Source organism: Stagnimonas sp. FW305-C-60 (assembly GCF_058782965.1).
Genome location: NZ_JBYSYF010000001.1, coordinates 580,512 through 604,346, shown reverse-complemented (window position 1 = coordinate 604,346; position 23,835 = coordinate 580,512). Strand labels below are relative to the sequence as shown.

General features: G+C 68.7%; 12 protein-coding genes and 1 tRNA gene. 4 read left to right on the top strand and 9 right to left on the bottom strand.

The window, feature by feature from the left end; translation table 11 throughout:
- Window positions 1–3: 3 nt before the first annotated feature.
- The 6 genes from hsdR to AC3WT6_RS02770 form a co-directional block, all read right to left on the bottom strand.
- Window positions 4–2,460: an EcoAI/FtnUII family type I restriction enzme subunit R gene (gene hsdR, locus AC3WT6_RS02795; protein WP_492652034.1), complete on the bottom strand. Its 2,457-nt coding sequence runs from the start codon at window positions 2,458–2,460 to the stop codon at window positions 4–6.
- A gap of 292 nt (window positions 2,461–2,752) precedes the next feature.
- Window positions 2,753–2,829, bottom strand: a tRNA-Arg gene (locus tag AC3WT6_RS02790).
- A gap of 32 nt (window positions 2,830–2,861) precedes the next feature.
- On the bottom strand, window positions 2,862–11,549 hold the full coding sequence (locus AC3WT6_RS02785) for a glycoside hydrolase family 94 protein (protein ID WP_492652837.1): 8,688 nt from the start codon (window positions 11,547–11,549) through the stop codon (window positions 2,862–2,864).
- Between the two features lie 117 nt (window positions 11,550–11,666).
- Window positions 11,667–11,999, bottom strand: a complete 333-nt coding sequence (locus AC3WT6_RS02780; RefSeq protein ID WP_492652033.1) for a hypothetical protein — start codon at window positions 11,997–11,999, stop codon at window positions 11,667–11,669.
- Window positions 12,000–12,273: 274 nt separating this feature from the next.
- The gene (locus AC3WT6_RS02775) at window positions 12,274–13,227 is read right to left on the bottom strand and encodes a GGDEF domain-containing protein (protein WP_492652032.1); all 954 of its coding nucleotides are present in this window, start codon (window positions 13,225–13,227) and stop codon (window positions 12,274–12,276) included.
- A gap of 87 nt (window positions 13,228–13,314) precedes the next feature.
- Entirely contained in the window at window positions 13,315–13,872 is a 558-nt protein-coding gene (locus AC3WT6_RS02770; RefSeq protein ID WP_492652031.1) for a DUF1415 domain-containing protein, read from the bottom strand.
- A gap of 38 nt (window positions 13,873–13,910) precedes the next feature.
- Between AC3WT6_RS02770 and mutM the strand changes: the two genes are divergently transcribed.
- Window positions 13,911–14,744, top strand: a complete 834-nt coding sequence (gene mutM, locus AC3WT6_RS02765) for a bifunctional DNA-formamidopyrimidine glycosylase/DNA-(apurinic or apyrimidinic site) lyase (RefSeq protein WP_492652030.1) — start codon at window positions 13,911–13,913, stop codon at window positions 14,742–14,744.
- Here the strand turns inward: mutM and AC3WT6_RS02760 are convergent.
- Window positions 14,686–17,700, bottom strand: coding sequence for a patatin-like phospholipase domain-containing protein (locus AC3WT6_RS02760; RefSeq protein ID WP_492652029.1), 3,015 nt, complete (start codon window positions 17,698–17,700; stop codon window positions 14,686–14,688). The genes mutM and AC3WT6_RS02760 overlap by 59 nt on opposite strands.
- A 243-nt stretch (window positions 17,701–17,943) precedes the next feature.
- On the opposite strand from AC3WT6_RS02760, the gene AC3WT6_RS02755 reads away from it, so the two are divergent.
- Both AC3WT6_RS02755 and AC3WT6_RS02750 read left to right on the top strand, forming a co-directional pair.
- The gene (locus tag AC3WT6_RS02755) at window positions 17,944–19,242 is read left to right on the top strand and encodes an NADH:flavin oxidoreductase/NADH oxidase family protein (protein ID WP_492652028.1); all 1,299 of its coding nucleotides are present in this window, start codon (window positions 17,944–17,946) and stop codon (window positions 19,240–19,242) included.
- A gap of 29 nt (window positions 19,243–19,271) precedes the next feature.
- Window positions 19,272–19,565 (top strand): hypothetical protein, encoded by a 294-nt coding sequence (locus tag AC3WT6_RS02750; protein ID WP_492652027.1) that lies wholly within the window; start codon window positions 19,272–19,274, stop codon window positions 19,563–19,565.
- A gap of 22 nt (window positions 19,566–19,587) precedes the next feature.
- Here the strand turns inward: AC3WT6_RS02750 and apaG are convergent, their stop codons facing one another.
- Together apaG and sufT are read right to left on the bottom strand one after the other, a co-directional pair.
- A complete protein-coding gene (apaG, locus tag AC3WT6_RS02745; RefSeq protein WP_492652026.1) occupies window positions 19,588–19,974 on the bottom strand; it encodes a Co2+/Mg2+ efflux protein ApaG in 387 nt (128 codons plus the stop codon).
- Between the two features lie 22 nt (window positions 19,975–19,996).
- On the bottom strand, window positions 19,997–20,545 hold the full coding sequence (gene sufT, locus AC3WT6_RS02740; protein ID WP_492652025.1) for a putative Fe-S cluster assembly protein SufT: 549 nt from the start codon (window positions 20,543–20,545) through the stop codon (window positions 19,997–19,999).
- A gap of 128 nt (window positions 20,546–20,673) precedes the next feature.
- Here sufT and AC3WT6_RS02735 point away from each other — a divergent pair, with 128 nt between their 5' ends.
- Window positions 20,674–23,811 (top strand): efflux RND transporter permease subunit, encoded by a 3,138-nt coding sequence (locus tag AC3WT6_RS02735; RefSeq protein WP_492652024.1) that lies wholly within the window; start codon window positions 20,674–20,676, stop codon window positions 23,809–23,811.
- Window positions 23,812–23,835: the final 24 nt, after the last annotated feature.

Sequence of the window (23,835 nt, the reverse complement as noted above, 5' to 3'; positions counted from 1 at the left end):
GGGTTAGGCGCTTTCCTGGTACAGGGCGTCTTGTAGTTGGTGGACGGCTTGTTCAAAACCGGCTTTGCCGCCGAAGGATTTGATGAGCTGGGTGACGGTGCCCATCTGCGAAAGCGGCGGCACTTGCAGCATGCGCACGTCATCGAGGCCGGTGACCAGGCCTTCGTCCTGGTACTTGGCGAGCAGCGCTTCCAGCACCACCCGGGCTTGCGGGCCGTACTTGGTGAAGAAGTCGCGCTTCTTGACGTTGTTGGCGCGCTCGCGGCGGGTGAGCGGCGGTTGGTCGAAGGCGATGTGGCAGATGAGGTCGAAGGGGTCCAGCTCCTTGCCGATCTCTTCCATCAGCGGGGCGAGCAGCAGACCTTCGGCGGCCAGCTCTTCGATTACGGCGTCTTTGCGCTCCTCGCCCTTCCAGCGGCGCAGGAACTGATCGAGGCTGGCGTACTGCTGGCGGATGGCCTTGCGGGAGTAGTCCTTGAGCGATTCGGTGACCAGCTTGCCGTCGGCGTCGAGGTATTCCACGCGCTCGGTGGCGACTTTTACCGGCCGGCCGTGCACGTAGTACTTGCCTTGCACCTGCTGAACCCCGCCGCCAACGGGTGCGGGCAGCGGGTAGACCAGGGGCGCTTCTTCCGGCTCGTCGCTCTCGCTGGGGCCGGCTTCGTCGCCGGGCGCGGTTTCTGGCGGCAGCACCGGGTCGGTTTCGCCCGGCTCGTAGATTTGCACCGGCTCGCCGTCGAAGTCCGGGTCGGCGAAGTGATTGCTGGCTTTGCGGAAGTCCACCAGCGTGAAGTAGTACTTCTGCGTGTCTTCGTGCACGCGGGTGCCGCGACCGACGATCTGCTTGAACTCGGTCATGGAGCCGACCTCGCGATCCAGCACGATGAGGCGGCAGGTCTGGGCGTCCACCCCGGTCGATAGCAGCCGCGAGGTGGTGACGATAACGGGGTATGCCGCTTCTGGGTCGATGAAATTGCCGAGCTGGGCGGTGCCGGCAGGGTCATCGCCGGTGATGCGCATAACGTAGCGCTCGTTCTTGAGCACGAGATCCTGGTTTTCGATCACCAGCGCCTGGCGCATCTTGGCGGCGTGCTCAGTATCGACGCAGAAGACGATGGTCTTCTGCATGCGGTTGCCGCTCTGCTTCAGGTAGTCCGACACCCATTTGGCGACGCGCTGTGTGCGGGTGTCGATGACGATGTTGCGGTCGAAATCCTTGAGGTTGTAGATGCGGTCGTCGATCAGTTGGCCGTGCTTGTCGGTTTCGCCCTTGTGGGGTCGGTAGCCTTCCACGTCGATGTCGAGGTGAACCTTGATGACCTTGTAGGGCGCGAGAAAGCCGTCACTGATGCCCTGCTTGAGCGAGTAGCTGTAAACCGGCGCGCCGAAGTAGTGGATGTTGGAGGCGTAGGCGGTCTCCTTGGGCGTGGCGGTGAGGCCGATCTGGGTCGCGGAGCCGAAGTAATCCAGAATCTCGCGCCAGGCCGAGTCTTCGACCGCGCTGCCGCGGTGGCATTCGTCGACAACGATCAGGTCGAAGAAGTCCGGCGAGAACTCGCGGAAGAGCTTCTGCCGCTCTTCCGGCCCGGTCAGGGCTTGGTAGAGGCCCAGGTAGATTTCGTAGGAGGCGTCAATGCGGCGCTTGTGGTCAATGGCGGTGGCCAGCACGATCTGCGTGCCGTCGTCGCGCTCGATGGTGTGGGCATTGGTCGAGAGCTTGGCCATGACCTGACCGAAGGGCCGGAAGTCGTTGACCATGGTCTGGTCGATCAACACGTTGCGGTCGGCCAGAAACAGCACACGCTTCTGCTTGCCCGAGCGCCAGTCGGACTTCCACAGGCGCCAGATGATCTGGAAGGCGGTGTAGGTCTTGCCGGTGCCGGTGGCCATCACCAGCAGCACGCGGTCGCGCCCCTTGGCGATGGCTTCTAACGTGGCGTTGATGGCATTGCGCTGGTAGTAGCGCGGTTCCTTGCCCTTGCCGTCGTCGTAGTAGGGCTGGAGGACGATCTTTTCTTGCGCGGGGGTCAGGCCCTTCCACTGCTGGTACTTGGCCCAGAGTGTGGCGGGGCTGGGGAAGGCGTCCATGCCGAGGCTGGTTTCCAGCGTGGCGCTCTGACCGGTCTTGTCGCGAAAGGCGAAACCCCGGCCATTGCTGGAGAACACAAACGGCACGTCCAAGGCCTGGGCGTAGTCCAGCGCCTGCTGTATGCCGTGCGACGGATCGACATCGGCCTTTTTGGCCTCGATCAGGGCAAGCGGGATGTGCTGGTAAAAGAGCACGAAGTCCGCCCGCTTGGGTTTGCCGCGCGCCACGAGCTTGCCGCGCACGATGATGCGCCCCTTGGTGAAGCTCACCTGACGGCGAATCTGCGTGTCTTCATCCCAGCCGGCCTGGTGCAGGGCCGGGGTGATGAACTTCACGCTGACGTCGTCTTCGCTGAGACTTCCCGGCGGCATGCTGGACCTTGTTGTTATTCCCGGCCCGAGGCTAGCGAGGCGTCATGGTCGTGACAACTTGCCTCCGCCCACCGCTGGCGCGAAGAAAGTCTCCCGAATCGACGAATTCTTGGGCGCTCGGACTGCGGCAAGTCGGCCAGCTCCAGTTTGTGCTCTGAGCGGGTGCGCCCAACCACCCAGGAAACCATTGCGCGACCTGTCACGGTCGCTTGCCGCCTCGCCATTCGCTTGATCGAGGCCATGACTTCGACCGCATCGAGCCCGCTAAGGGGCTTGCTCAAAGTGCTTGATTTGGTGCGCCCGACAGGATTCGAACCTGTGACCCTTGCCTTCGGAGGGCAATACTCTATCCAGCTGAGCTACGGGCGCGTTGTGGCGCGGATTGTACACCGCGAAAAGGCTCAGGTCTGAAGCGCTGGGGTAGGCAGCGCGTGGCTGTACTGCCATTCCACCCGGTGCTCCTGCTGGTCGTCGACCAGCGGGATGCTCGGCTCGGCCTGCACGACCTCGTCGAGCCGGACGGTGGTGGTCGCCACCGGCGTGGGCGATAGCTGCTGCACGCGGATGCGATACCAGGTGCTGCCATAGCGATAGCGGAGCTCGTAGTGGCTCCAGTCCGCCGGCAGGCAGGGGCTGATGCGCAGGCGCTCGCCTTCGCGGCGCAGGCCCAGCAGCGATTCCAGCATCAGCCGGTACAGCCAGCCGGCGGAGCCGGTGTACCAGGTCCAGCCGCCGCGCCCGGAGTGCGGCGCTACCGCGTAGACATCGGCGGCAACCACATAGGGCTCGGCCTTGTAGATGGCGACATCTTCGGCACTGCGCGCATGGTTCACCGGGTTGATCAGGGCCAGCAGCTCCCAGGCGCGGCGGCTGTCGCCGAGCCGGGCATAGGCCATGGCCGCCCAGATCGCGGCATGGGTGTACTGGCCGCCGTTCTCACGCACGCCCGGCACATAGCCCTTGATGTAGCCGGGGTTCAGCGTCGAATGGTCGAACGGTGGGTCGAGTAGCTGCACCAGCCGGTGGTCGCGGCGCACCAGGTGCTGATCGAGGGCGTCCATCGCCAGCCGCTGGCGCTCGGGCTCGCCGGCACCGGAGAGCACCGACCAGCTCTGGGCAATGGAGTCGATCGCACACTCGCTGTTGGCGGCCGAGCCCAGCGGGGTGCCATCGTCAAACCAGGCGCGGCGATACCAGGCGCCGTCCCAGGCGTGCTCGGCAAGGCGCTCGCGCAGACGCGCGGCCTCGGCCTGGCAGTGGTCGGCGAAGTCGGCATCTTGATAGCGGCGCGCCAGGTCGGCGAAGCCGGTCAGCACTTCGTAGAGGAAGAACCCTAGCCAGACGCTCTCGCCCTTGCCCTCGATGCCGACCAGGTTCATGCCGTCGTTCCAGTCGCCGGAGCCCATCAGCGGCAGGCCGCGCTCGCCGTAGCGCAGGCCGTAGCGGATGGCGCGTACGCAATGCTGGTAGACGCTAGCCTGCTCGGCGGAACGCGCCGGCAGATCGTAGTAGGACTCCTCGTCGGGGCCGAGCGCGCGGCCATCGAGAAACGGCATGCGCTCGTCAAGCACAACGGTATCGCCGCTGCTCTGCACATAGCGGCAGACCGCCAGCGGCAGCCACAGGTAGTCGTCGGAGCAGCGGGTGCGCACGCCGCGGCCGGAGGGCGGATGCCACCAGTGCTGCACATCGCCTTCCAGATACTGGTGGCGGGCGCAGCGCAGCAGGTGCTCGCGCAGCAGGCGCGGCTCGGTGTGCACCAGGGCCATGGCGTCCTGCAGCTGATCGCGGAAGCCGTAGGCGCCACCCGACTGGTAGTAGCCGCTGCGCGCCCACATCCGGCAGGCCAGTGTCTGGTAGACCAGCCAGCCGTTGGCCAGCACGTTGAACGCCGGATCGGGGGTTTGCACCTGCACCGCGCCCAGCGTCTGCTGCCAGTACTGCTGCACCCGCTCCAGCGCCGCGCGCGCCGCGCCCGGTTTGCGCAGACGCAGGGCCAAGGCCCTGGCCTGCGCCACGTCGGCGGCGGCACCCAGGCGGAAGATGATCTGGCGCTGCTGGCCGGGCGCGAGATCGAAGGGCACCTGGATCGCGCCGCAGGGGTCCAGCGCCGCGCCCAGCCGGCCGGAGAGCTGTACCCGGCTCATCGCATCGGGGGCGGCGAGCGTGCCGTTGCGGCCGAGGAACTCGGTGCGATCACCGGTGAGGGTGCGCGAGAGATCATCGACGTCGAGGAAGGCGACCCGCTTGGCGAACTCGGTGTTGTAGGCATTGCGCGCGAACAGGGCGCCGCTGCTGGCGTCGATCTCGGTGAGCACATGCATCGCCGACTTGTGGCGCAGGTCGCCCAGCACCCACTCGACATAGCCGGTGGCGGACAGCCGCCGCACGCGGTCGGAGTCGTTGCGCACGGTCAGCACCGAGAACTTCACCGCGTCTTCGAGATCGACGTAGATCTGCAAATCCGAATGGATGTTGCCGCTGCGGTGCTCGAAGCGGCTGTAGCCAAAGCCGTGACGGCTGAGATAGGACTCGGTGTCGGGGCTGGGCAGCGGTGTCGGCGACCAGTAGTGGCCGCTCTCCTCGTCGCGCAGGTAGATGGCCTCGCCGCCGGTCGCGCCCACCGGGTCGTCGCTCCAGGGCGTCAGCCGGAACTCGTGGGCGTTCTCGCTCCAGGTGTAGGCCAGGCCGCTCTCGGCGATGACGCTGCCGAAGCGCGGATTGGCCAGCACATTGACCCAGGGCAGCGGCGTGCGCTGGGTCGGCGTCGTGGTGATGAGGTATTCGCGGCCGTCGGCGCTGAAGCCGCCCAGCTGGTTGCCCAGCTGCAGTTCCGGCGCTGGCGCCTCCGGCACGATCACCGGTATCGGCCGATGGCTGCGGGTCGGCACCAGCCGCGGCACGGTCTTGTCGGCGATGGCGCGGCGCAGGATCTGCTCGGCGAGCGTGCCGCGGCTGGGCGCGATCACCGCCCGGGCCACCGCCTGCAGCAGCACGCGGTCCTCGGCGGCGATCTGTTCGGCGGAGCGCACGAAGATGCCGCCCGGCCGGTCGATGGCGCTGGCTTCGGTGCCGGTGGCGATCAGGCCCAGGATCTGATCCTGCAAACGCTGCCGGTAGCCGCCGCTGTCCTCGTTCCAGATCACCAGATCGACCACCAGGCCCTTCATCCGCCAGTAGGCGTGACAGCGGATCAGCTGGCGCGCCAGATCCAGCTGGCTGGCATCGACGATCTTCAGCAGCACGATCGGCAGGTCGCCGGAAATCGCGTAGCCCCACAGCCCCGACTGCCCGCGCCGGTTCTGGCGCAGCAGGCTGGCCTCGGCGCGCAGCGAGGCATTGGCATACAGCACCGAGCCGGCCAGGCGCCGGTAGAGCTGGGCATCGGCCTCGCCGGCATTGATCTGCCGCAGCGTCACGCCACCGTGGGTCCAGGCCAGATCGAGCACGCGGTCGGTGAGATGGCGGTCCTGGAATTTGTCGACCAGGCTCAGGCAGGCCTCGCGGTTGTCGGCGGCGCCGGTCACCAGATCGAGGGTCGCCGACTGCTCGGGCTCCAGCACCACGCGGCAGCGGATGGCGACGATCGGATCGAGCACCGAGCCGGTGGTGCCCGACAGCGCGCCCGCCGCGGCCATCGCCAGCGGCGCGGCGACACTGCGGCCACGGCCGATGAAGCGCATGCGGTCGGTCTCATAGGACACCGCTCCGACCTCGACGCCATGCCCGGCCAGCAGATGGAACATCCAGGGCGTCGGCTCGTTGACCGAGCGCGGCCGCCGCGTGCACAGGATCGCCCTGCGACTCTCGACGACTTCGGTCTGCACGAACAGCTTGCCGAACGAAGGCTGGGTGAGGTCCGCCGCCTGCGCGGCGAGCACCACTTCGGCATAGCTGGTGATCTCGATGGTGCGCCGCGAGCGCGTGCGATTGGTGAGCCGCAGACGGCGCAGTTCGATGTCGTCTTCCGGCGAGACCACGGTTTCCGAATAGCACTCGATGCCGTGGTCGCGGCGACGGAACTCGGCGCGGCCCTCGGAGAACATCGCCTCGTAGCTGTCGGCGCGCCGCAGCGTCGGCTGGTGGGCCGCCGACCAGACCTCGCCGCTGACCACGTCGCGCAGGTACAGGAAGGCGCCCCAGTTGTCGGCGCTGCGATCCTCGCGCCAGCGGGTGAGGGCGAAATCCTTCCAGCGGCTGTAGCCACCGCCGGCGTTGGTGACCATGACGTGGTAGCGGCCGTTGGACAGCAGCTGCACCTCCGGCGAGGGCGTGTCGGAGCCGAACGGGGTCGGCAGGGCCGACTCCGGCGCGGCGACCATGCCGCCGCCCTCGATCTGCTCGGCGATGCGGGTATGGAACACCGTGTGCTTGGGGATGCGCTCCTGCAACAGCAGCAGGGTGGCCTGGAACAAGGGGTCGGACTCGAAGCGCCGCTGCATCGGCCGGTCGAGCAGCAGATAGGCCATCGCCAGCAGGCTCATGCCCTGGTGGTGCGCCATGTACGACTGCACGACCACGCTGGTCTGGCCGCGCGGCAGACGCGAAGGCGTGTAGTCGATGGCCTCGTACAGGCCGTAGCGGCCTTCCAGGCCGGAGGTAGCCAGCTTTTGCAGATTGATGCAGGCCGCCTCCGGCGCCACCATCAGCGCCAGCGCCGAGGCATAGGGCGCGATCACCGCGTTCTCCGCCAGGCCGCGCTGCAAGCCTAAGCCAGGCACGCCAAAAGCGTGGTACTGGTAGTTGTTGCTGGCGTCGACGGTGCTGTACCCGGACTCCGACACGCCCCAGGGCAGGCCGCGCTGGCTGCCGTAGGCGATCTGCCGCGCCACCGCCGCCTGGTAGGTCTGCTCCAGCAAGGTGCCTGGATAGGCCGGCATCACCAGCAGCGGCATCAGGTACTCGAACATCGAGCCGCTCCAGGACAGCAGGATGGTCTCGCCGCCGGCGCTGGTGAGCAGCCGCCCAAGTGCGAACCAGCTGTCCTGCGGCAGCTTGCCCTGGGCGATGGCGACGAAGTTGCACAGCCGGGTTTCCGAGGCCAGCAGGTCGTAGAAGCTGGTGTCGCGACGGAACTCGTCGACGTTGTAGCCCACCGCCAGCAAGTGGCGGGTGCGGTCGTAGAGCAGCTCGTACTCCATGTTCGCCAGCTCGCCAGCCTCGGCCGCCAGCGCGGTGCTGGCGGCGATGCGCTGGCTGGCGCGCTCGGCGCCGGCCAGCAGCAGCCGGCGGTATTCGCCCAGCCAGGCCAGCCACTCCGGCGGCCCGGGCTGGCGCAACTGGGCGTCCAGCTCCGGCAGCTGCTGCTCGACGGCCGCTACCAGCCCGCGCAGTGTCGGGATGCCGGGCGGCGGCGCCGGCGCAGCCTCGACAGCGCCGGGAGCGGCGGGCAGCGACAGCCAGGGCGCCAGCTCGCGCAGTTCTTCCAGCGCCTCCCGCCCCTGGCGCGCCAGGGCACGCGCGGCCTCGCCGGCGGCGGCAGGCGGATCGGCGGCCAGGGTGACGGCAAGATTCGCCGCCGCCAGGCTGATCGGCTCCAGCGCCTGCCACACCGCCAGCAGCGTCCGCGGCGGCTGCGCAGCCGCGTGGTCGAGCAGCCCCAGCAGGCGTTCCACCGCCGCTGCGCCGGAGTCGGAAGCCGACTCGCCCAGGGCATCGACGACCATCGCCAGCGCGTCGGACAAGCCGGCGAACAGCCGCGCCGAGACCATCGGCTGCTCCGGCAGCGCGACTAGGCCGGCGCGCAGGGTCAGCAGGTGGCCGGCGAGATTGCCGCTGTCCACCGAGGAGATGTAGCGCGGCGGCAAGGGCTGCAGCGTGCGGGTGTCGTACCAGTTGTAGAAATGGCCCTGGTGCCGCTCCAGCGCCTGCATGGTCTGGAAGGCGTTGCCGGTGCGCCGCAGCAGGCCGCCGGTCGCCAGGTAGCCGAAATCCCAGGCCGAGAGATTCGCCAGCAGCGACAGGCCCATATTGGTCGGCGAGGTGCGGTGGGCGATGATCGGGCCCGGCTGCTCCTGGAAATTGTCGGGCGGCAGCCAGTGCTCTTCCGCCACCACGAAGCGCTCGAAGAACGCCCAGGTCTTGCGCGCCAGCCGGCGCAGGAACAGTTGCTGCCCCGCGCTCAGCTGGGCTTCGCGGCGTGGCTGCGGCCGGCTCAGCCACTCGGCGATACCGGGGACCAGCAGCCACAGGCAGAGGATGGGCGCGGCCACCACCAGCGCCTCGGGGCGGACCAGGCTGAGCGCCGCCGCGGTCGCCAGCGCGGCGGCGGGGGCGACCCACATCTGCCGATAGGAGGCGATGAAGCCGGTGCCGGCCGCCGGGTCCCTGGCCAGGGCCGAGGACACCGTCCACTCCAGCAGGCCATGGTGGCTGACCAGCATGCGCCAGCCGGTGCGCAGGATCGCATCGAGGGTGTAGAGCACCTCGTAGGGCAGGCAGGCGAGCCGAAATGCCGCCAGCGCGCAGCTGCGCGCGGCCGAGTACAGCACCTCGGCCAGATGCTGCTTGAGTTCCACCTCCTCGGGTCGGCGGAAGGCGTCGACCAGGCCGGCCAGCAGGGTCGGAATCAGCGCGATGCCCAGCGCCGTCAGCGTCCACAGCCAGGGCCGCGGCAGCACCGACCAGCCCATCAGCAGCAGCAGCAGCAAGGCGATCGGCGCCAGACTGCGGCGGAGGTTGTCGAGTATTTTCCAGCGCGACAGCGCCGACAGCGGATTGCGCAGGCTGCCGCCATCCGGGCCGGGCACCCGCGGCCACAGCCAGCGGGCGATCTGCCAGTCGCCGCGGATCCAGCGCCGCTGGCGGTTGACGTCGCTCTGGTAGCGAACCGGATAGTCCTCGAACAGCTGCACATCGCTGAGCAGGCCCGAGCGCGCATAGCAGCCTTCCAGCAGGTCGTGGCTGAGAATGCGGTTTTCCGGGAACCGTTCGCTGACGGCGGTCTCGAAGGCATCGACGTCGTAGATGCCCTTGCCGATGAACGAGCCCTCGTCGAACAGATCCTGATAGACGTCGGACACCGAGCGGGTATAGGGGTCGATGCCCGGCTCGCTGCCGCAGAGCTGCGCATAGCCGGAGCGATTGGCACCCGACAGGCTGGTGGCCATGCGCGGCTGCAAGATGCCGTAGCCGCCGGTGACCCGCTGGCGCTGAGGGTCGTAGCGCGGCCGGTTGAGCGGATGGGCCATCGCCCCGACCAGCTGGCGGGCGGTGTCGCGCGGCAGCTGGGTATCGGTATCGAGCGCAATCACATAGCGCACGCCGGACAGGCCGGCGAGCCCGCCGACCAGGTGCGAGAAGCGCCCGGCGCCGCGGCCGCGCAGCAGCGCGTTGAGATCGGCGAGCTTGCCGCGCTTGCGCTCATAGCCCATCCACAGCCGCTCTTCGGGGTTCCAGCAGCGCGGGCGATGGAACAGATAAAACCGGCTGCCGTCGGCACCGGCGTATTGCTCGTTCAGGCGCTCGATGCCCTGTCGGGCGCGTTGCAGCAGCGGCTCGTCTTCGGGCAGCAGCTCGGTTGCGGCGTCGCGAAAGTCGGTGAGCAGGCCGAACAGCAGCTGCGCGTCGCGGTTGCCGAGATAGCGGACTTCCAGCGCCTCCAGCAGCTCGTCGATGTGCTGGTTGCTGGACAGCAGGGTCGGCACCACCACCAGCGTGCGCACGGCTTCCGGCATGCCCAGGTTGTAGTCCATGCGCGGCAGCCGCCGCGGCGCCACCGCCAGATTCGCCAGCCAGTTGGTCAGCGCCGACGCCAGCTGGCTGGCGGCGAACAGCGACAGCAGGCCGAGCAGCAGCAGCTTGCCGCCGGCCACCGCATCGGCCAGGGCCGGCCCGAGCAGGATGCGGGTGAAGGCGACCGTCATCAGCAGGATCAGGCCGAGATGGATGACCAGCTGCGATCCGCTGAACCAGCGGCGCAACCGCGGGATCAGCGGCAGATCGGCCCTGACTGCGGCTTCCAGCTCCGGCAGCCCGCGGTCGATCAGGTAGTAGCCGACATGGGCGCAATGCTCCTCGTCGGGAAACTTGCCGGCGCTCTGCTGCGCCAGCCTGATCGCGGTGCGGGCAATCTCGACTTCGATCATCGGGCTGCGCTTGGCCAGCCGGTCGATGACTTGCCGGTACTGATCGCGGGTGGCGAAGTCCATGCCCCGATAGGCGCCGTGCAGGTCTTCGCGCAGCACCCGCTCGACCACGCTCATGGCCTCGACGAACACCCGCCAGTCCATGGCGCCGAGAAAGCGCAGGCTGCCGATGGTGTTGCTGATCGAAACCTGATCGGCGGCCTGCTGCTGGTTTTCCGAGAGCACCAGCTGCTCGATGGTCTGGCTCGACTCGGCCAGCCGCTGCTCCACCCAGGTGAGCGGCAGCGCCAGCGCCGGACCGTGGCCCTGCAGCCGGCGCGCCAGTTCGGCGACGAAGGCGCTCACCATCGGCGGCTGCGAGCGCGCCATGTCGGCGATCACCAGGATCAGGCTCTTGGGATCGGTCTCGGCCACCGCCATCATCCGTTCCGCCCAGTCCTGCGCCTGGTTGATGTGCAGGCGGGCGGCGGTGACCCGGGCGGCGACCCGGCGCAGGTTCTCGATCAGCGCCAGCCGCAGGGTGATGGGAATCGCCCAGAGCTCGCCCAGCTTCAGCGGCGTCACGGTCTGGTAGGCGGCGACGAAGCGGCTGAGCGTTTCCGCATCCACCCGGCCGTCACCGTGGGAGATCACCTCCAGCGCCAGGTCGTACACCCGTGGCAGGCCGCGCGAAGGCCCCAGCGCCAGCTGTGGCAGCTCCCGGCTGTAGCCCTTCGGCAAGTGCCGGCGGGCGGTGCGGATCTGCTCGTCGATCAGGTAGAAGTTGTCGAGCAGCCATTCGCCGGCGGGCGCGATCTGCAGCTTGGCCTTGACCGCCACTGCCAGCAGCCGGCGCGCCTCGATCAGAACCTGTTCGTTGTCATCCAGTCGCGGCAGCAGCCGGTTCTTGGTATTGGCCGGGCCCAGGACATGCGCACTGGCCAGCGCCCGGCCGTGCTGCTCCATCTGGTCGGCGCTGAACAACTCGGCGCGTAGCGGCGTCTGGTCGTCATGCCCGGGCACGCCAGCGTGCTGGCGGCGCCAGCTGCGGACACCACCGGCAGCAGCTCGTGCCAGGGTCTTGCACAACTGCCTGAACGCACCCGCCGGGTTGGCCTCGTCGGAGGACAAGGCCGGCACTCAGGGCTTCGGAATTTGCGAGCCGGCGACCGCGTAATGCTTGTCGAGGAAGGCTCGCACCTGTTGATCCGATTCCACGCGGCTGATTTTCTGGCGCAGCTGCACCAGTCCGGCCAGCCGATGGAAGCTGCCATTGACCTCCGCCAGTTCTTCCGGGGAAATCCGCTCCCAGGTGGCCTTGGCTTCGGCGATCAGCGTCTTCCACTTCTGCTTGGCGGCGAGGCCGTCGGCGATGACGTTGGCGCGAATCTGCTTGTTGCTGCGCGGCGCAACCGGCCGGGTTGCTAAGGCGACCGGCGGCGTTGCCGGCGGCTTGCTGTCATACGTGTTCATCGCTAGTCCTATCGTTGCTGCGCCGGGCGAAATTGCCCGGCGGCCCCATGCACTGCGATCAAGCTACGCGGCGACCATGCCGCTGTCGGCGATGTTGCCAACTCGGTTGAGTATGCGCTTTTCGGCAACGGCCCGGACCGCACAGCTCGCGGCGGCACACCGGCTTCAGCGCTACCTGCAGTGGCTGCAGGTATACCGCGGCATGGCGCCGCGGCTCGGTCTGCCAGCGCACACAGGCGTCGCCGCGGTGCCGCGGCGGGTCAGGGAAAGCGGCCTACTCGAACCAGGCTTCGACCCGGTTGCGGCCTTCGCGCTTGGCGCGGTACAGCGCGGCATCGGCATTGCGCAGCAGCTCGCGCAAGTCGCGGATGTCGGGGTTGAGCGAGGCCAGGCCGATGCTCACCGTGAGGCCGAATTCCTTGCCGTCGGCCGTCCGCACCGGGCATTCCATCAGCCGCAGGCGCAGGCGCTGCAGCATTTCGTAGGCGGGCTCTTTGTTGGCGCGCGGCAACAGGATCGCCAGCTCCTCGCCACCGATGCGGCCCACCAGATCGATCTTGCGGGTCATTTCCTGGCAGACCTTGGCGAAGGTGATCAGCGCCAGGTCGCCGGCATCATGGCCGTAGCTGTCGTTGACGCGCTTGAAGAAATCGAGATCAAGCAGCGCCACCGACAGAGGGTCGTTGAAGCGACGGGCGCGCTCGATTTCCTGCGAGGCCATTTCCGTGAAGTGTCCCCGGTTGGCCAGCCCGGTGAGGGCATCGCGAGTGGCGCGCTGGTAGAGCGCCGCCTCGCGTTCCTTCTGCTGGGTGATGTCGTTGAACACCTCGACGTAGGCGAGCACGCGGCCGCTGTCGTCGCGGATCGCGTCCAGCGTGCAGAGCGCGGTGAGCGGCTCGCCGTTCTTCCTGCGGCGCGCCTGTTCGTCGCGGTGATGCCGATTGGCGCGGACGAACTCCAGAGTCTGCTGCGGCAACCGCTCGGCATTGGCCCCGGCGGAGAACAGGAACGCGAAGGGCTGGCCCAGGACCTCGTCCTCGCTGAAGCCGGTGAGGTTGCTCGCGCCGCGGTTCCAGCTCTGGATCAGGCCCTGGTCATTGAGCAGGTAGATGCCGAACTCGGAAACCTCCTGCACCGCCTGGGCATAGCTCTGCGGATCCAGACGCACCAACTCTTCGTGCTGGCGTGGATCGAAGCTCCCGCTGCGCGGTTCGCGATGGTCGGACATGGGTTTCCGGCTCTCTTCAAGTGCCCGCCGATGGGCTGCGAAAGCATCCTAGCTCAAAGCCGGCGGGTACATCCCGGTGCAGAGCGGCTAGGGCGCCTGAAACAGCCGCTGCCAGCCGGCATAGCCGAGTTTGCGCAGGGTTTCGATATTGCGCGCCGGCACCGCGTCGATATCGGGGTAGCTCGCCACCGCCTGCTCGATGCTGGCCTCGCGCAGCAGGTGCAGGCAGGGATAGGGCGAGCGGTTGGTGCAATTCTCGACATCGCCCGGCGCGGTGCCGTCGAACTGGTAGTCGGGGTGAAAGCTGGCGACCTGGATCTCGCCTTCCAGCTCCAGCGCCGCGACGGCGGCGTCGGCGGTGTCGAGAAAATCGTTGTAGTCGTAGAAGTCCTGCAACACCTGCGGATGCACCAGCAGGCTGGTCTCGCGTTCGGCGGGGTCGGCGTCGCGCAGGTCTTCCAGCTCGCGGGCCAGATCCACCAGCAGCTCCTCCGGCGTGGTCGCGGCGCTCACCGCGATGTGCACGCGCTGCTTCACATAGGCGGCCTTGGCGAAAGGGCAGAGGTTGAGGCCGATCACCGCGCGCTCCAGCCAGAGGCGGGTGGCGGCGATGACGTCCTGATCGTTGAGGGTGCTGACATTCATGGCGCGCAGCCTAGCAGCGCACCACTAAAATCGCCGCCATGCCCGAATTGCCCGAAGTCGAAACCGTCCGCCGCGGCGTGGAGCCGCATGTGCTTGGTCAGCGCATCCTGCGCGCCCTGGTGCGCGAGCCGCGCCTGCGCTGGCCGGTGCCGCCGGATTTCGCGGCCTGGGTCGCCGGCCGCCGCATCGTCGGCACCGACCGCCGGGGCAAGTATTTGCTGCTGCTGCTCGAGGGCGAGCCAGGCGCGCCGCCGGATCGGCTGATCGTGCATCTGGGCATGTCCGGGCGGCTGCTGGTGGTGGCCGGAGACGTGCCGCTGCGCAAGCACGACCATCTCGACCTGGAGCTGGAAGGCGGCCTGGTGCTGCGCTACCACGACCCGCGCCGCTTCGGCGCGGTGCTGCCCTGGCCGGCGGCGCAGGGCGCGCATCCCTTGATGGAGACCATGGGGCCGGAGCCGTTCTCCGCCGACTTCCACGGCGACTATCTGTTCCAGCGCTCGCGCGGCAAGAGCGCGGCGGTGAAAACCTTCCTGATGGACGGCGGCGTGGTGGTCGGCGCCGGCAACATCTACGCGGCGGAGAGCCTGTTCCGCGCCGGCATCCGCCCGACCCGGCCGGCCGGCAAGCTCACGCGCGCCGAGTACGGGCAGCTGGCCGAGCGGGTGCGCGAGGTGTTGGCGGAGGCGGTCGAGCAGGGCGGCACCACCCTGCGCGACTTCGCCGGCGCCGACGGCCGCTCCGGCTACTTCCAGCAGGATCTCTACGTGTACGGCCGCGAGGGCCAGCCCTGCCGGGTCTGCGGCACCGCCATCAGGAGTCTGCGCCTGGGGAATCGCCAGAGCTGCTATTGCCCGCGCTGCCAGCGTTAGGGGGCTGTGGCTGCGGCTGCGGAGGCTTGAAGCCGGCGTAGGGCGCGCCCTCGCCGAACAGCCGCTCGGCGGTGTGCTCGCCGAGCTTGCGGTAGCACTCCCACTGGGTCTCGTCGAAGAACTGATCGCCGGTGGTCTGGTGCGGAAACCGCGGCTGCTGCTGGCGGTAGGCGTGCAGATCGCGGGGTTCATCGCCGACATAGGCGGCCTTCAGGTACAGCAGCCAGCCGGGCGCGCCCTCGGGGTATTTCAGGCGCGCCAGCGCCAGCCGCGCCTTCGCCGGCGCCGGGGCGTCGCCGGTGACGGTCACCAGCTGGTCCAGCGGACCGACCAGGCCGGGCAGCAGCAGGCCTGAGTCCTTCAGCTCGGTCTCGTCGAGGAATTCGATGTCGGTGCCGAAATCGACGCGGGCCTTGCCGATCAGGCCGACCAAGCTCTCGAAGCCGCCGTCGGGGTCGGCCTCGGCGTCGACGCTGATCACCAGCGGCAGGCGCCGGCGGATCAGCTCGTAGAGCCCGAGATTCTCGAAGTGACCACCATCGGTGAGATACCAGTAGGGCTCGTCGGCGCCCGGGAAGCGGCCGGCGAATTCCAAGCCCAGGTAGAAGTGCACCGGCAGCAGCCGGCGCAACTGGCGCGCGAGCCCGCGGGCATTGCGCGATACCGAGGTGGCCCGATAGGCGTCGGAGCCGGATCGCCACCAATAGCCCAGGCGCAGATTGGCGAAGGCGATCAGAAAACTCAGGCCCAGGCCGCCGTGATGGCCCAGGCCGGGCGCCACGGCGGCGCCGGAGATCGCCGTCCAGTTGGCCAGCGTCAGCGCCTCCAGCCGGCTGGGTGCGGCCTCGTCGGCGCCCTGCGCCAGCCCGAACATGTTGTAGCGGCTGAGCCCGCGCTCGCGCTCCTGGGCGCTGGCCGGCCGGTGCAGGGCCTGCAACTCGGTTGCCCCGTTCAGCAACAGGGCGTGATGGCTGACTCCGGCCGAGAACCCGCAGGGTCCGACGCTCATGCCGATGCCCTTGCGGTCGCGGTTGACGGTGCCCTCGTTGGCGCTGGCGGTCTCGTTGACGGTGACGTTGATGAGATGCAGCGGCCCGCCCCGGCGCTGCACGTCTTCGCTGGCGAACTGCGCCAGCGGCACATCGTCGTTCGGCAGGGGATCGGTGACCGGCTTGCGCTCGCGGGTGCGCTCCGGGTTGCCGGCGCCGACATAGGCGCGGGTGAGCCGCGCCGCGTACAGCGCCTGGTAGGACGAGCGGTTGACGAACGACCAGGTGTGCCCGAACAGCAGGCTGAACGAGCCCAGCAGCACCAGCCCGCAGAGCCAGGGCCAGAGCTGCGCAGGCCCCGGTGGCGCCAGCCGCGCCGCCGGTGGTGGCGGGCAGGTCGGCGTCTCGGGCGGCGCCAGCGGGCAGACAGGTGCGGCAGGCGGGGCCTTGCCCTTGGTCTCTGTCTTGGCGCCTACCTCTGTGGCCGATACTGCCTTAGCCGGCGCGGGCTGATCGGAGCTGTCCTTGCTGGGTTCGGGTTCGGGTTCGGGTTCGCTCTCGGTCTCCGGCTCGGCTACGGCGGTCGCCGCGACCGCTGGCGGCGACCGCGTCGGATGCACCAGCCAGGGGTCTTTGAAGTCGCGAGCGATGGCATGGCTCAAGGTGACCGCCGCCGATAGCCAGAACAGCGCCAGCAGTGCGGCAATGACCGGCACCAGCTTCTGCAACGACAGCTGCGGCAGGCTGGACAGCAGCGACTGGCCTTCCGGCAGTTTCTCCGTCAGCCAGGCCTTGGCGGTTTTCGGCAGCAGCAGCAGGCGTGACAGCGCCGCCAGCACCAGGCCGGCAAACGCCGAGGCGCCGGCCCAGTAGCTCTCCTTCACAAACAGGCTGGCGTAGGCGCTCTGGCCCAGGCTGTCGGTCAGCGCCACCAGCAGCAGCAGCCCGGCCAGGCCCAGACAGCGCGCCAGGTAGCGGGACAGCCAGTTGCGCGCGGCGCCATCGCCGGGCGCCGCCTTTCGCGTTGCCCAATACCGCAGCACCAGGCTGAGCAGCGCCACCAGCAGCAGCGCCCGCGCCGCGCCCGGCAGCCAGGGCCAGTTCAGCAAGGGCGATTGCGCGTAGCGCGGCAGCAGCGCGATGGCGCCGGCCAGCAGCACGGCGAGCACCGCACCGAGCACCGGATGTGGTTCGCGCAGGCGCTCGCTCAGCCGACCCGGCATCGCCGGCTGCGCCGGGGGCGGGGCGCTGCCGGGCAGTAGCCAGAAAGCCCAGCCGGCGGCGAGCGCCAGCAGCAGGGGCAGCAGCAGCACATCCAGCCAGGGGCTGACGACGAGTCCGGACGAAACGCCGGCCTGCAAAGCCGCGGTCAGTGGCAGCTTGTGGGTGGAATCTCCCAGCACTAGCCAGGGCAGCTGCAACAGCAGGCCGCCGGTCACCAGGGCGATGAAGATGACCAGGTGCAGCGCCAGCCAGTTGCGCAGCCAGATGCTGCCCGCCAGCAGCACATCGCCGCCGTTGGGTGCCAGGTAATAGCCATTGCGCCGCAGCCAGGGCGCGGGGCGGCCGTCCTTGTGCGCGGCCGGGCGGGCGTTCAGCGGCGGGCTTTCCGGCAGCAGATCCTCGACCTGCTCGATGCTCGGGCCACCCGGGCGCGCCAGCAGGCTGCTGATCACCGCGCCGAAATAGCTGCCGCCGGACACCGTCGACAGGAAATCCAGATGGTGCAGCTGGCGGGCCTTGCCCAGGCCCTGAAAGAAGCCCAGTGCGAAGGTGGCGCTGCGGATGCCGCCGCCGGACAGGGCCAGACCGGTGCTGTCGGCGGGCAGCTCCAGCTCCGGCGGTGGTGGCTCGGCGGCGCGGCCGAGATGGGCGCGGCGCAGCAACAGGCGCTCGCGCTCCGCCTGCAACAGCGCGTCCGGGTAGGCGCGGCGCCAGCGCGGCGGCCGTGGCGTGGCGGCACTCATGTCCGCCTCGCGAGGTAGCGGGCAAGGTTCAAAAGATCGACGAGCTTCATAGCATCGCCCTCCCCAAATTCTTGGTCTTAAAGCCTCTGACAAGGCGCGTTTCCCGACGCGCCGGTCGAGCCTAGACCCGGCGCCGGGTGGCGGCAAAGCCCAGGTGACGAACGGCGAAGGCGCTGACGGCCACGCTCTTTCTCGTCAGCGCAAAACTGCGTTAGCGTCGCCGGCTTCCAGGAGAAACCCACGATGACGCGACTCGCGCAAACCCTGAGCCTGCCCTGCGGCGCTCAACTGCTCAACCGCCTGTGCAAGTCGGCGATGACCGAGGGCCTGTCCGACCCCCGGCTCTACGCCAGCGAGCGCCACAACCGGCTCTACCGGCAGTGGAGCGAGGGTGGCGCCGGCCTGCTCATCACCGGCAATGTGATGATCGACAACCGGGTGATGGAGCGGCCGGGCAATGTCGCCATCGACCCGGCCTCGGCCTACCGGCCCGGCCACGAGGGTTACGAGCGCCTGCGCGCCTGGGCGCAGGCCGGCACCGTCGCCGGCAACCATCTGTGGATGCAGATCAGCCACGCCGGCCGGCAGTCGCCCTGGTACGTGGCCAAGCAACCGCTGGCGCCCTCGGAGGTGCAGCTCGACCTGATGGGCAACTACCGCCGGCCGCGCGCGCTGACCGAGGCGGAGATCCTCGACTTCATCCAGCGCTTCGCGGCGGTGGCAAGGGTGGCGCGCGACACCGGCTTCACCGGCGTGCAGGTGCATTCGGCGCACGGCTATCTGCTTTCGAGCTTCCTCTCGCCGGTCACCAACCAGCGCCAGGACGCCTGGGGCGGCTCGCTGGAAAACCGCTCGCGCTTCCTGCTGGAAACCCTGCGCGCGGTGCGCAAGGCGGTGGGGCCGGACTTTCCGCTGTCGGTGAAGCTCAATTCCGACGACTTCCGCAAGGGCGGCTTCGAGTTCAGCGACTGCCTGCAACTGGTGCAGTGGCTCAACGCCGAGAGCGTCGATCTGCTGGAGATTTCCGGCGGCACCTACGAGCAGCCCAAGCTGCTCGGCTACGAGGGCCGCGCCGAAGACGCCAGGCCGATGCGCCAGAGCACCCGGCAGCGCGAGGCCTACTTCCTCGAATACGCGGCGGCGATCCGCAAGGTCGCGACCATGCCGATCCTGATGCCCGGCGGCTTCCGCCACCGCGAGGCCATGGAGGCGGCGCTGGAAAGCGGCGACATCGACGTGATCGGCCTGGCCCGGCCTTTGTGCACCGAGCCCGACCTGCCCAAGCGCCTGCTCAGCGGCGCCAGCCTGGAGGCGCCGTCCTTCGAGAAGAGCCTGAAGCTGGGCGGTGGGATGTTCGCGCCGAGCTCCGGCAACTTCGTGGTCAAGCTGATCAACCTGCTCGGCCAGATGGGCTGGTACTACGCGCAGATCGAAGACCTGGCCGACGGCAAGCCGCTGAACCTCGAGCGCGGCGTGCTGGCGGCGTTTTTGCGCTACCTGAAAAACGAGTACGGAACGGCCTGGCGGATGCGGCGGTCCTAGGAGCGTCCCCATCGCCTACGGAGTCCCTCATGCGCCATATCCGTTTTGCCATGACGCTCGCCGCCCTGCTGACCCTGCCGGGCTGGCTGCCGGCCCAGGCCGAGGAGGCCCAGGCCCAAGCCGAATCCAAGCCCAAGCTGGAACGCTGCGAGACCCCGACCGGCTCGCGCATCCGCCCGGAGCGCGACGCCAAGGGCGAGTGCCCAGAGGTCGCCGGGCCGGGGCGGGTCTACGACCGTGAGGACTTGCAGAGCACCGGCGAGACCGATGTCGGCCGGGCCCTGAACCGGTTGGACCCGTCGATCACCAGCAACGGCCGCTAGCTGGGCCGCAGGCGCCGCGCTACTAGTTGAGCGCGCCGGGCACCGCCAGGCGGAAGGGTGCGATCAGGGCGTCGAAACGCTCGCCGCTGGCCGGGATCAGCATCTCGTACTCGCCGTGCATGGTGCCCACCGGCGTATCCAGCGGGCAGCCGCTGGTGTAGCTGAAGCTCTCGCCCGGCTGCAGCAGCGGCTGCTGGCCAACCACGCCCGGGCCGCGCACCTCGTCGACTTCGCCCTCGCCATTGGTGATGACCCAGTGGCGGTTCAGCAACTGCACCGCGTAGCTGCCGAGGTTTTCGATACGGACGTGGTAGGCGAACAGCCAGCGCTGCACCTGCGGCATGGACTGCGCCGGCAGGTATTCCGGCTGCACCTGGATGCGAACCTGTCGGGTGAGGGTTTCGCTCATTGCATCGCCCTCCGAGCTGGCCTCACATGAACCCGGCGGTGAGCTGGGCCTCTTCGCTCATCATGTCGCGAGTCCAGGGCGGATCGAAGGTCAGCTCCACCTCCACCTCGGCGATCTTCGGCACCGAGGCGACCTTGGTCTTCACATCGGCCACCAGGATGTCGCCCATGCCGCAGCCGGGCGCGGTCAGGGTCATGCGGATGCTGGCCTTGCGCTGCTCTTCGCTGGCACCGGGCAGCACATGGCAGTCGTAGACCAGGCCGAGATTGACGATGTCGATGGGGATCTCGGGGTCGTAGACCGTCTTCAACTGACCCCAGACCGCCTGCTCGATTTCCTTGTCGGTGGGGTTTTCCGGCAGCTCCAGCTGCGCCGGCTTGGGCTTGCCGATGGCGTCGGCGTCCTGCCCGTCGAGACGGAACAGATGCCCCTGCACCTGCACGGTATAGCTACCGCCCAGGGCCTGGGTGATGACGCCCACGGCGCCTTCCGGCAACTCCACCTTGGTGCCCTGGGGAATCAGGACACCGATGACGTCGCGACTGAGGGTGACTTCTTCCTGACCCTGCACGGCTGCTAACCACCCAGAAGAAAACTTTCGGGCGCGCATCTTAAACCCCTGACCGGGGGTCGCGTATCGAAGCCCTGAATTGCTGCGCCCTTTCATCAGCGGCCGCAGAACCCGGAGGGGGAGAAAACATGCGCCTGGAAAAATTTTCCATCAACAATCCGGCGGCCGTGATCGCGGCCGCCTTGCTGGTCCTGCTGTTCGGCTGGATCGCGATGGCACGGCTGCCGATCCAGTTGCTACCCGACACCCAGCAGCCGCAGCTGTTCATTCAGGTCGGCTGGCGCGAGGCCGCACCCAGCGAGCTGGAAGAGGCGCTGATCGAACCCATCGAGGAGGCCATGCGCGGCCTGCCGGGCATGAAGGAGATGCGTGCCAACGCCGGACGCGGCTTTGGCGGCGTGGCGCTGACCTTCGGCATCGGCACCGACATGACCCGGGTGATGCTGGACGTGGTCAGCCGCCTCAACACCCTGCCCAGCCTGCCGCCGGACGCCGACGAGCCGCAGGTGTTCGCCGGCGACAACTGGCAGGGCGCGAACGCTGCCTCGATGCTGGTGCGGCCGCTGCCTGGCAACCCGGTGCAGGACCCGGCCTCGGTCTACCAGAAGCTGATGGAGGAGGTGGTCGAACCACGGCTGGCGCGGGTGCCCGGCGTATCCCGGGTCAACCTCGAAGGCGGGCGGCCCCGGGAAGTGCGGGTGTCCTTCGACCCGCACCGGCTGGCGGCGCTGGGGCTGACGCCCTCGCGCCTGGCCGAGCTGGTGGCCGGCGCCCGCGACGTCTCCGCCGGCTTCGCCAATGTCGGCCGCCGGCAGTTCACCGTGCGTTTCACCGGCAAGGAGCCGGTGAGCCAGCTGGGCGAGCTGATCGTCGGCTGGAGCGGCGGCGGCAGCGGCCTGCTGGGCAATGACGGCGAGCGGCCGCTGTACCTGCGCGAGGTCGCCGACATCCAGATCGCCTACCAGGACGCCCGCGCCTTCACCTACCGCAACGGCGTGCCGGGCTACTACATCACCGTCAACCGCACCTCGGAATCGAACATCGTCGGCCTGCTCGACGGCATCAAGGAAGCCATCGCCGAACTCAACGCCGGGCCGCTGGCGCAGGAAAAGCTGGTGATGGACCTGTCCTGGGACGCCAGCGTCTACGTGCGCCGCGCGGTGGGCTTCGTGCAGGAGAGCCTGATCATCGGCATCCTGCTGGCGGTCGGCGGCCTCTGGTACTTCCTGCGCGGGCCGCGCGCCCTGGTGGTGCTGGCGGCGACCATCCCGCTGTCTCTGGCCTTCGCGGTCATCACCCTGCATGCGCTGGAGCGCACGCTCAATGTCATCTCGCTGGCCGGCCTGGCCTTCAGTACCGGCATCGTCATCGACGCCGCGCTGATCGTGCAGGGCAACATCCTGCGCTACGTGCAGGAGGGCAAAAGCGCCTGGGATGCCACGCTCGACGGCGCCCGCGAGGTGATCCCGGCGCTGTTCGCCTCGATGCTCACCAGCGTGGCGATCTTCCTGCCGGTGCTGTTCATGGAAGGCCTGGAGGGCCAGCTCTTCAAGGATCTGGCGATCACCATGAGCGTCAGCCACGCCGCCTCGCTGCTGGTGGCGATGACAGTGATCCCGGCCGCCAACCGCTGGGCGCTGGCGCGCGGCATTCCGGCCGATAGCCACGGCCACTGGTGGCAGGCGATGGCGCGGCTGGCGATGCGCGCCACCGAGGCGCCGGCGGCGCGCGCCGCCTGGATCGCCGCGCTGGTCGTGGGTGCGACCGCGTTCACCCTGCTGATGCGGCCCAAGCCCGACTACCTACCGGTGGCGCCCACCGAGAACGTCTGGGGCAATTTCCGCCTGCCGCCGGGCGGCAATCTGGAAACCTTCAAGCGCGAGGTGGCGCCGGTGGTGATCGGCCGCCTGCAGCCCTACTACGAAGGCAAGAAAGAGCCGGCGATCAAGTACTACAACTTCTCGGCCTTCGCTGGCGGCGGCCAGGGCGTGGTGGTGGCCTACGCCCGCGACCCGGAGAAGACGCAGGAGGTGGTGAAGCTGCTCAAGGAGGAGATCCTCGCCGGACTGCCCGACACCGCCGCCTTCGCCAACCGCGGCTCGCTGCTGAGCGTGGATGGCAACAACGCCCGCGAAATCCGGCTCTGGCTGCAAGGGCCGGAGCTGGAAGGCCTGATGGCGGCCGCGAAGGTGGCCGAGCAGGAAATCCCCAAGGCCATCCCCGATACCTTCCCGCAGCCCTATCCGCCGCTGGAGTTCAGCCAGCCGGAATTGCAGCTCAAGCCGGACGAGTGGCGCATCAGCCGCGCCGGCCTGGACCGCAACACGGTTTCGCGCAGCCTGCGCGCCTACACCGGGGGCTTGTGGGCCGGCGAGTACTTCGACGGCAACGAGCGCCTGGACATCATCCTCAAGGGCAGCGAGTGGACCAGCCCCGAGCAGCTGGCTGAGCTGCCGCTGATGACGCCGAATGCCGGCATCCAGACCGTCGGCGAGCTGACCCGCATCCAGACCACCGTCGGGCCTTCGGAGCTGGCGCGCATCAACGGCCGCCGCACCATCACCGTCGGCTTCGAGCCGCCGGAGGACATGAGCCTGGACGAGGCGATCCAGCGCATCCGCGAGCAGGTGGAGCCCAAGGTGCGGGCGGTGCTGCCGGAAAACGCCCAGCTCACCTACGCCGGCTCCGCCAACGACCTGCAGGAGGCGCTGAAGGCGATGGCCAACAACTTCGCGCTGGCGCTGCTGATCCTGTTCGCGCTGATGGCGGCGCTGTTCCGCTCGGTCTGGGATTCCCTGCTGGTGATGCTGGTGATCCCGGTCAGCACCGCCGGTGGCATCGCCGCGCTGCGCCTGCTGGGGCTGTTCAGCTTCCAGGCCCTGGATCTTCTGACCATGATCGGCTTCATCATCCTGCTCGGCCTGGTGGTCAATGCCGCGATCCTGCTGGTGGATCAGACCCGCGCCCGCGAGCACGCCGGCATGTCGCGTCGCGACGCTGTGCAACAGGCCCTGGAAACCCGGGCCCGGCCCATCGTGCTGTCCACCCTCACCGCCGTGCTGGGCATGCTGCCGCTGATCCTGATGCCCGGCCTGGGCAGCGCGGTGTACCGTGGCCTGGCGGCGGTGGTCTCTGGCGGCATGGTGATCGGCACCCTGTTCACCTGGTTCCTGATGCCGGCGCTGCTGCGCATCGGCGAAGCGCGCAAGCCGGCAGCACAGCCAGCCCACGCGCCAATCAGCGACCTGGAGGCCTACGGCAAATGAATACGCATTGCGCCTCTCTCCCCT

What these genes read in the sequence shown, in the direction of transcription:
- apaG (WP_492652026.1), bottom strand. Translation starts at nt 19,974, where the DNA reads ATGAGCGAAACCCTCACCCGACAGGTTCGCATCCAGGTGCAGCCGGAA.
- AC3WT6_RS02770 (WP_492652031.1), bottom strand. Translation starts at nt 13,872, where the DNA reads ATGAATGTCAGCACCCTCAACGATCAGGACGTCATCGCCGCCACCCGC.
- AC3WT6_RS02750 (WP_492652027.1), top strand. Translation starts at nt 19,272, where the DNA reads ATGCGCCATATCCGTTTTGCCATGACGCTCGCCGCCCTGCTGACCCTG.
- AC3WT6_RS02780 (WP_492652033.1), bottom strand. Translation starts at nt 11,999, where the DNA reads ATGAACACGTATGACAGCAAGCCGCCGGCAACGCCGCCGGTCGCCTTA.
- AC3WT6_RS02775 (WP_492652032.1), bottom strand. Translation starts at nt 13,227, where the DNA reads ATGTCCGACCATCGCGAACCGCGCAGCGGGAGCTTCGATCCACGCCAG.
- AC3WT6_RS02735 (WP_492652024.1), top strand. Translation starts at nt 20,674, where the DNA reads ATGCGCCTGGAAAAATTTTCCATCAACAATCCGGCGGCCGTGATCGCG.
- hsdR (WP_492652034.1), bottom strand. Translation starts at nt 2,460, where the DNA reads ATGCCGCCGGGAAGTCTCAGCGAAGACGACGTCAGCGTGAAGTTCATC.
- mutM (WP_492652030.1), top strand. Translation starts at nt 13,911, where the DNA reads ATGCCCGAATTGCCCGAAGTCGAAACCGTCCGCCGCGGCGTGGAGCCG.
- AC3WT6_RS02760 (WP_492652029.1), bottom strand. Translation starts at nt 17,700, where the DNA reads ATGAGTGCCGCCACGCCACGGCCGCCGCGCTGGCGCCGCGCCTACCCG.
- AC3WT6_RS02755 (WP_492652028.1), top strand. Translation starts at nt 17,944, where the DNA reads ATGACGCGACTCGCGCAAACCCTGAGCCTGCCCTGCGGCGCTCAACTG.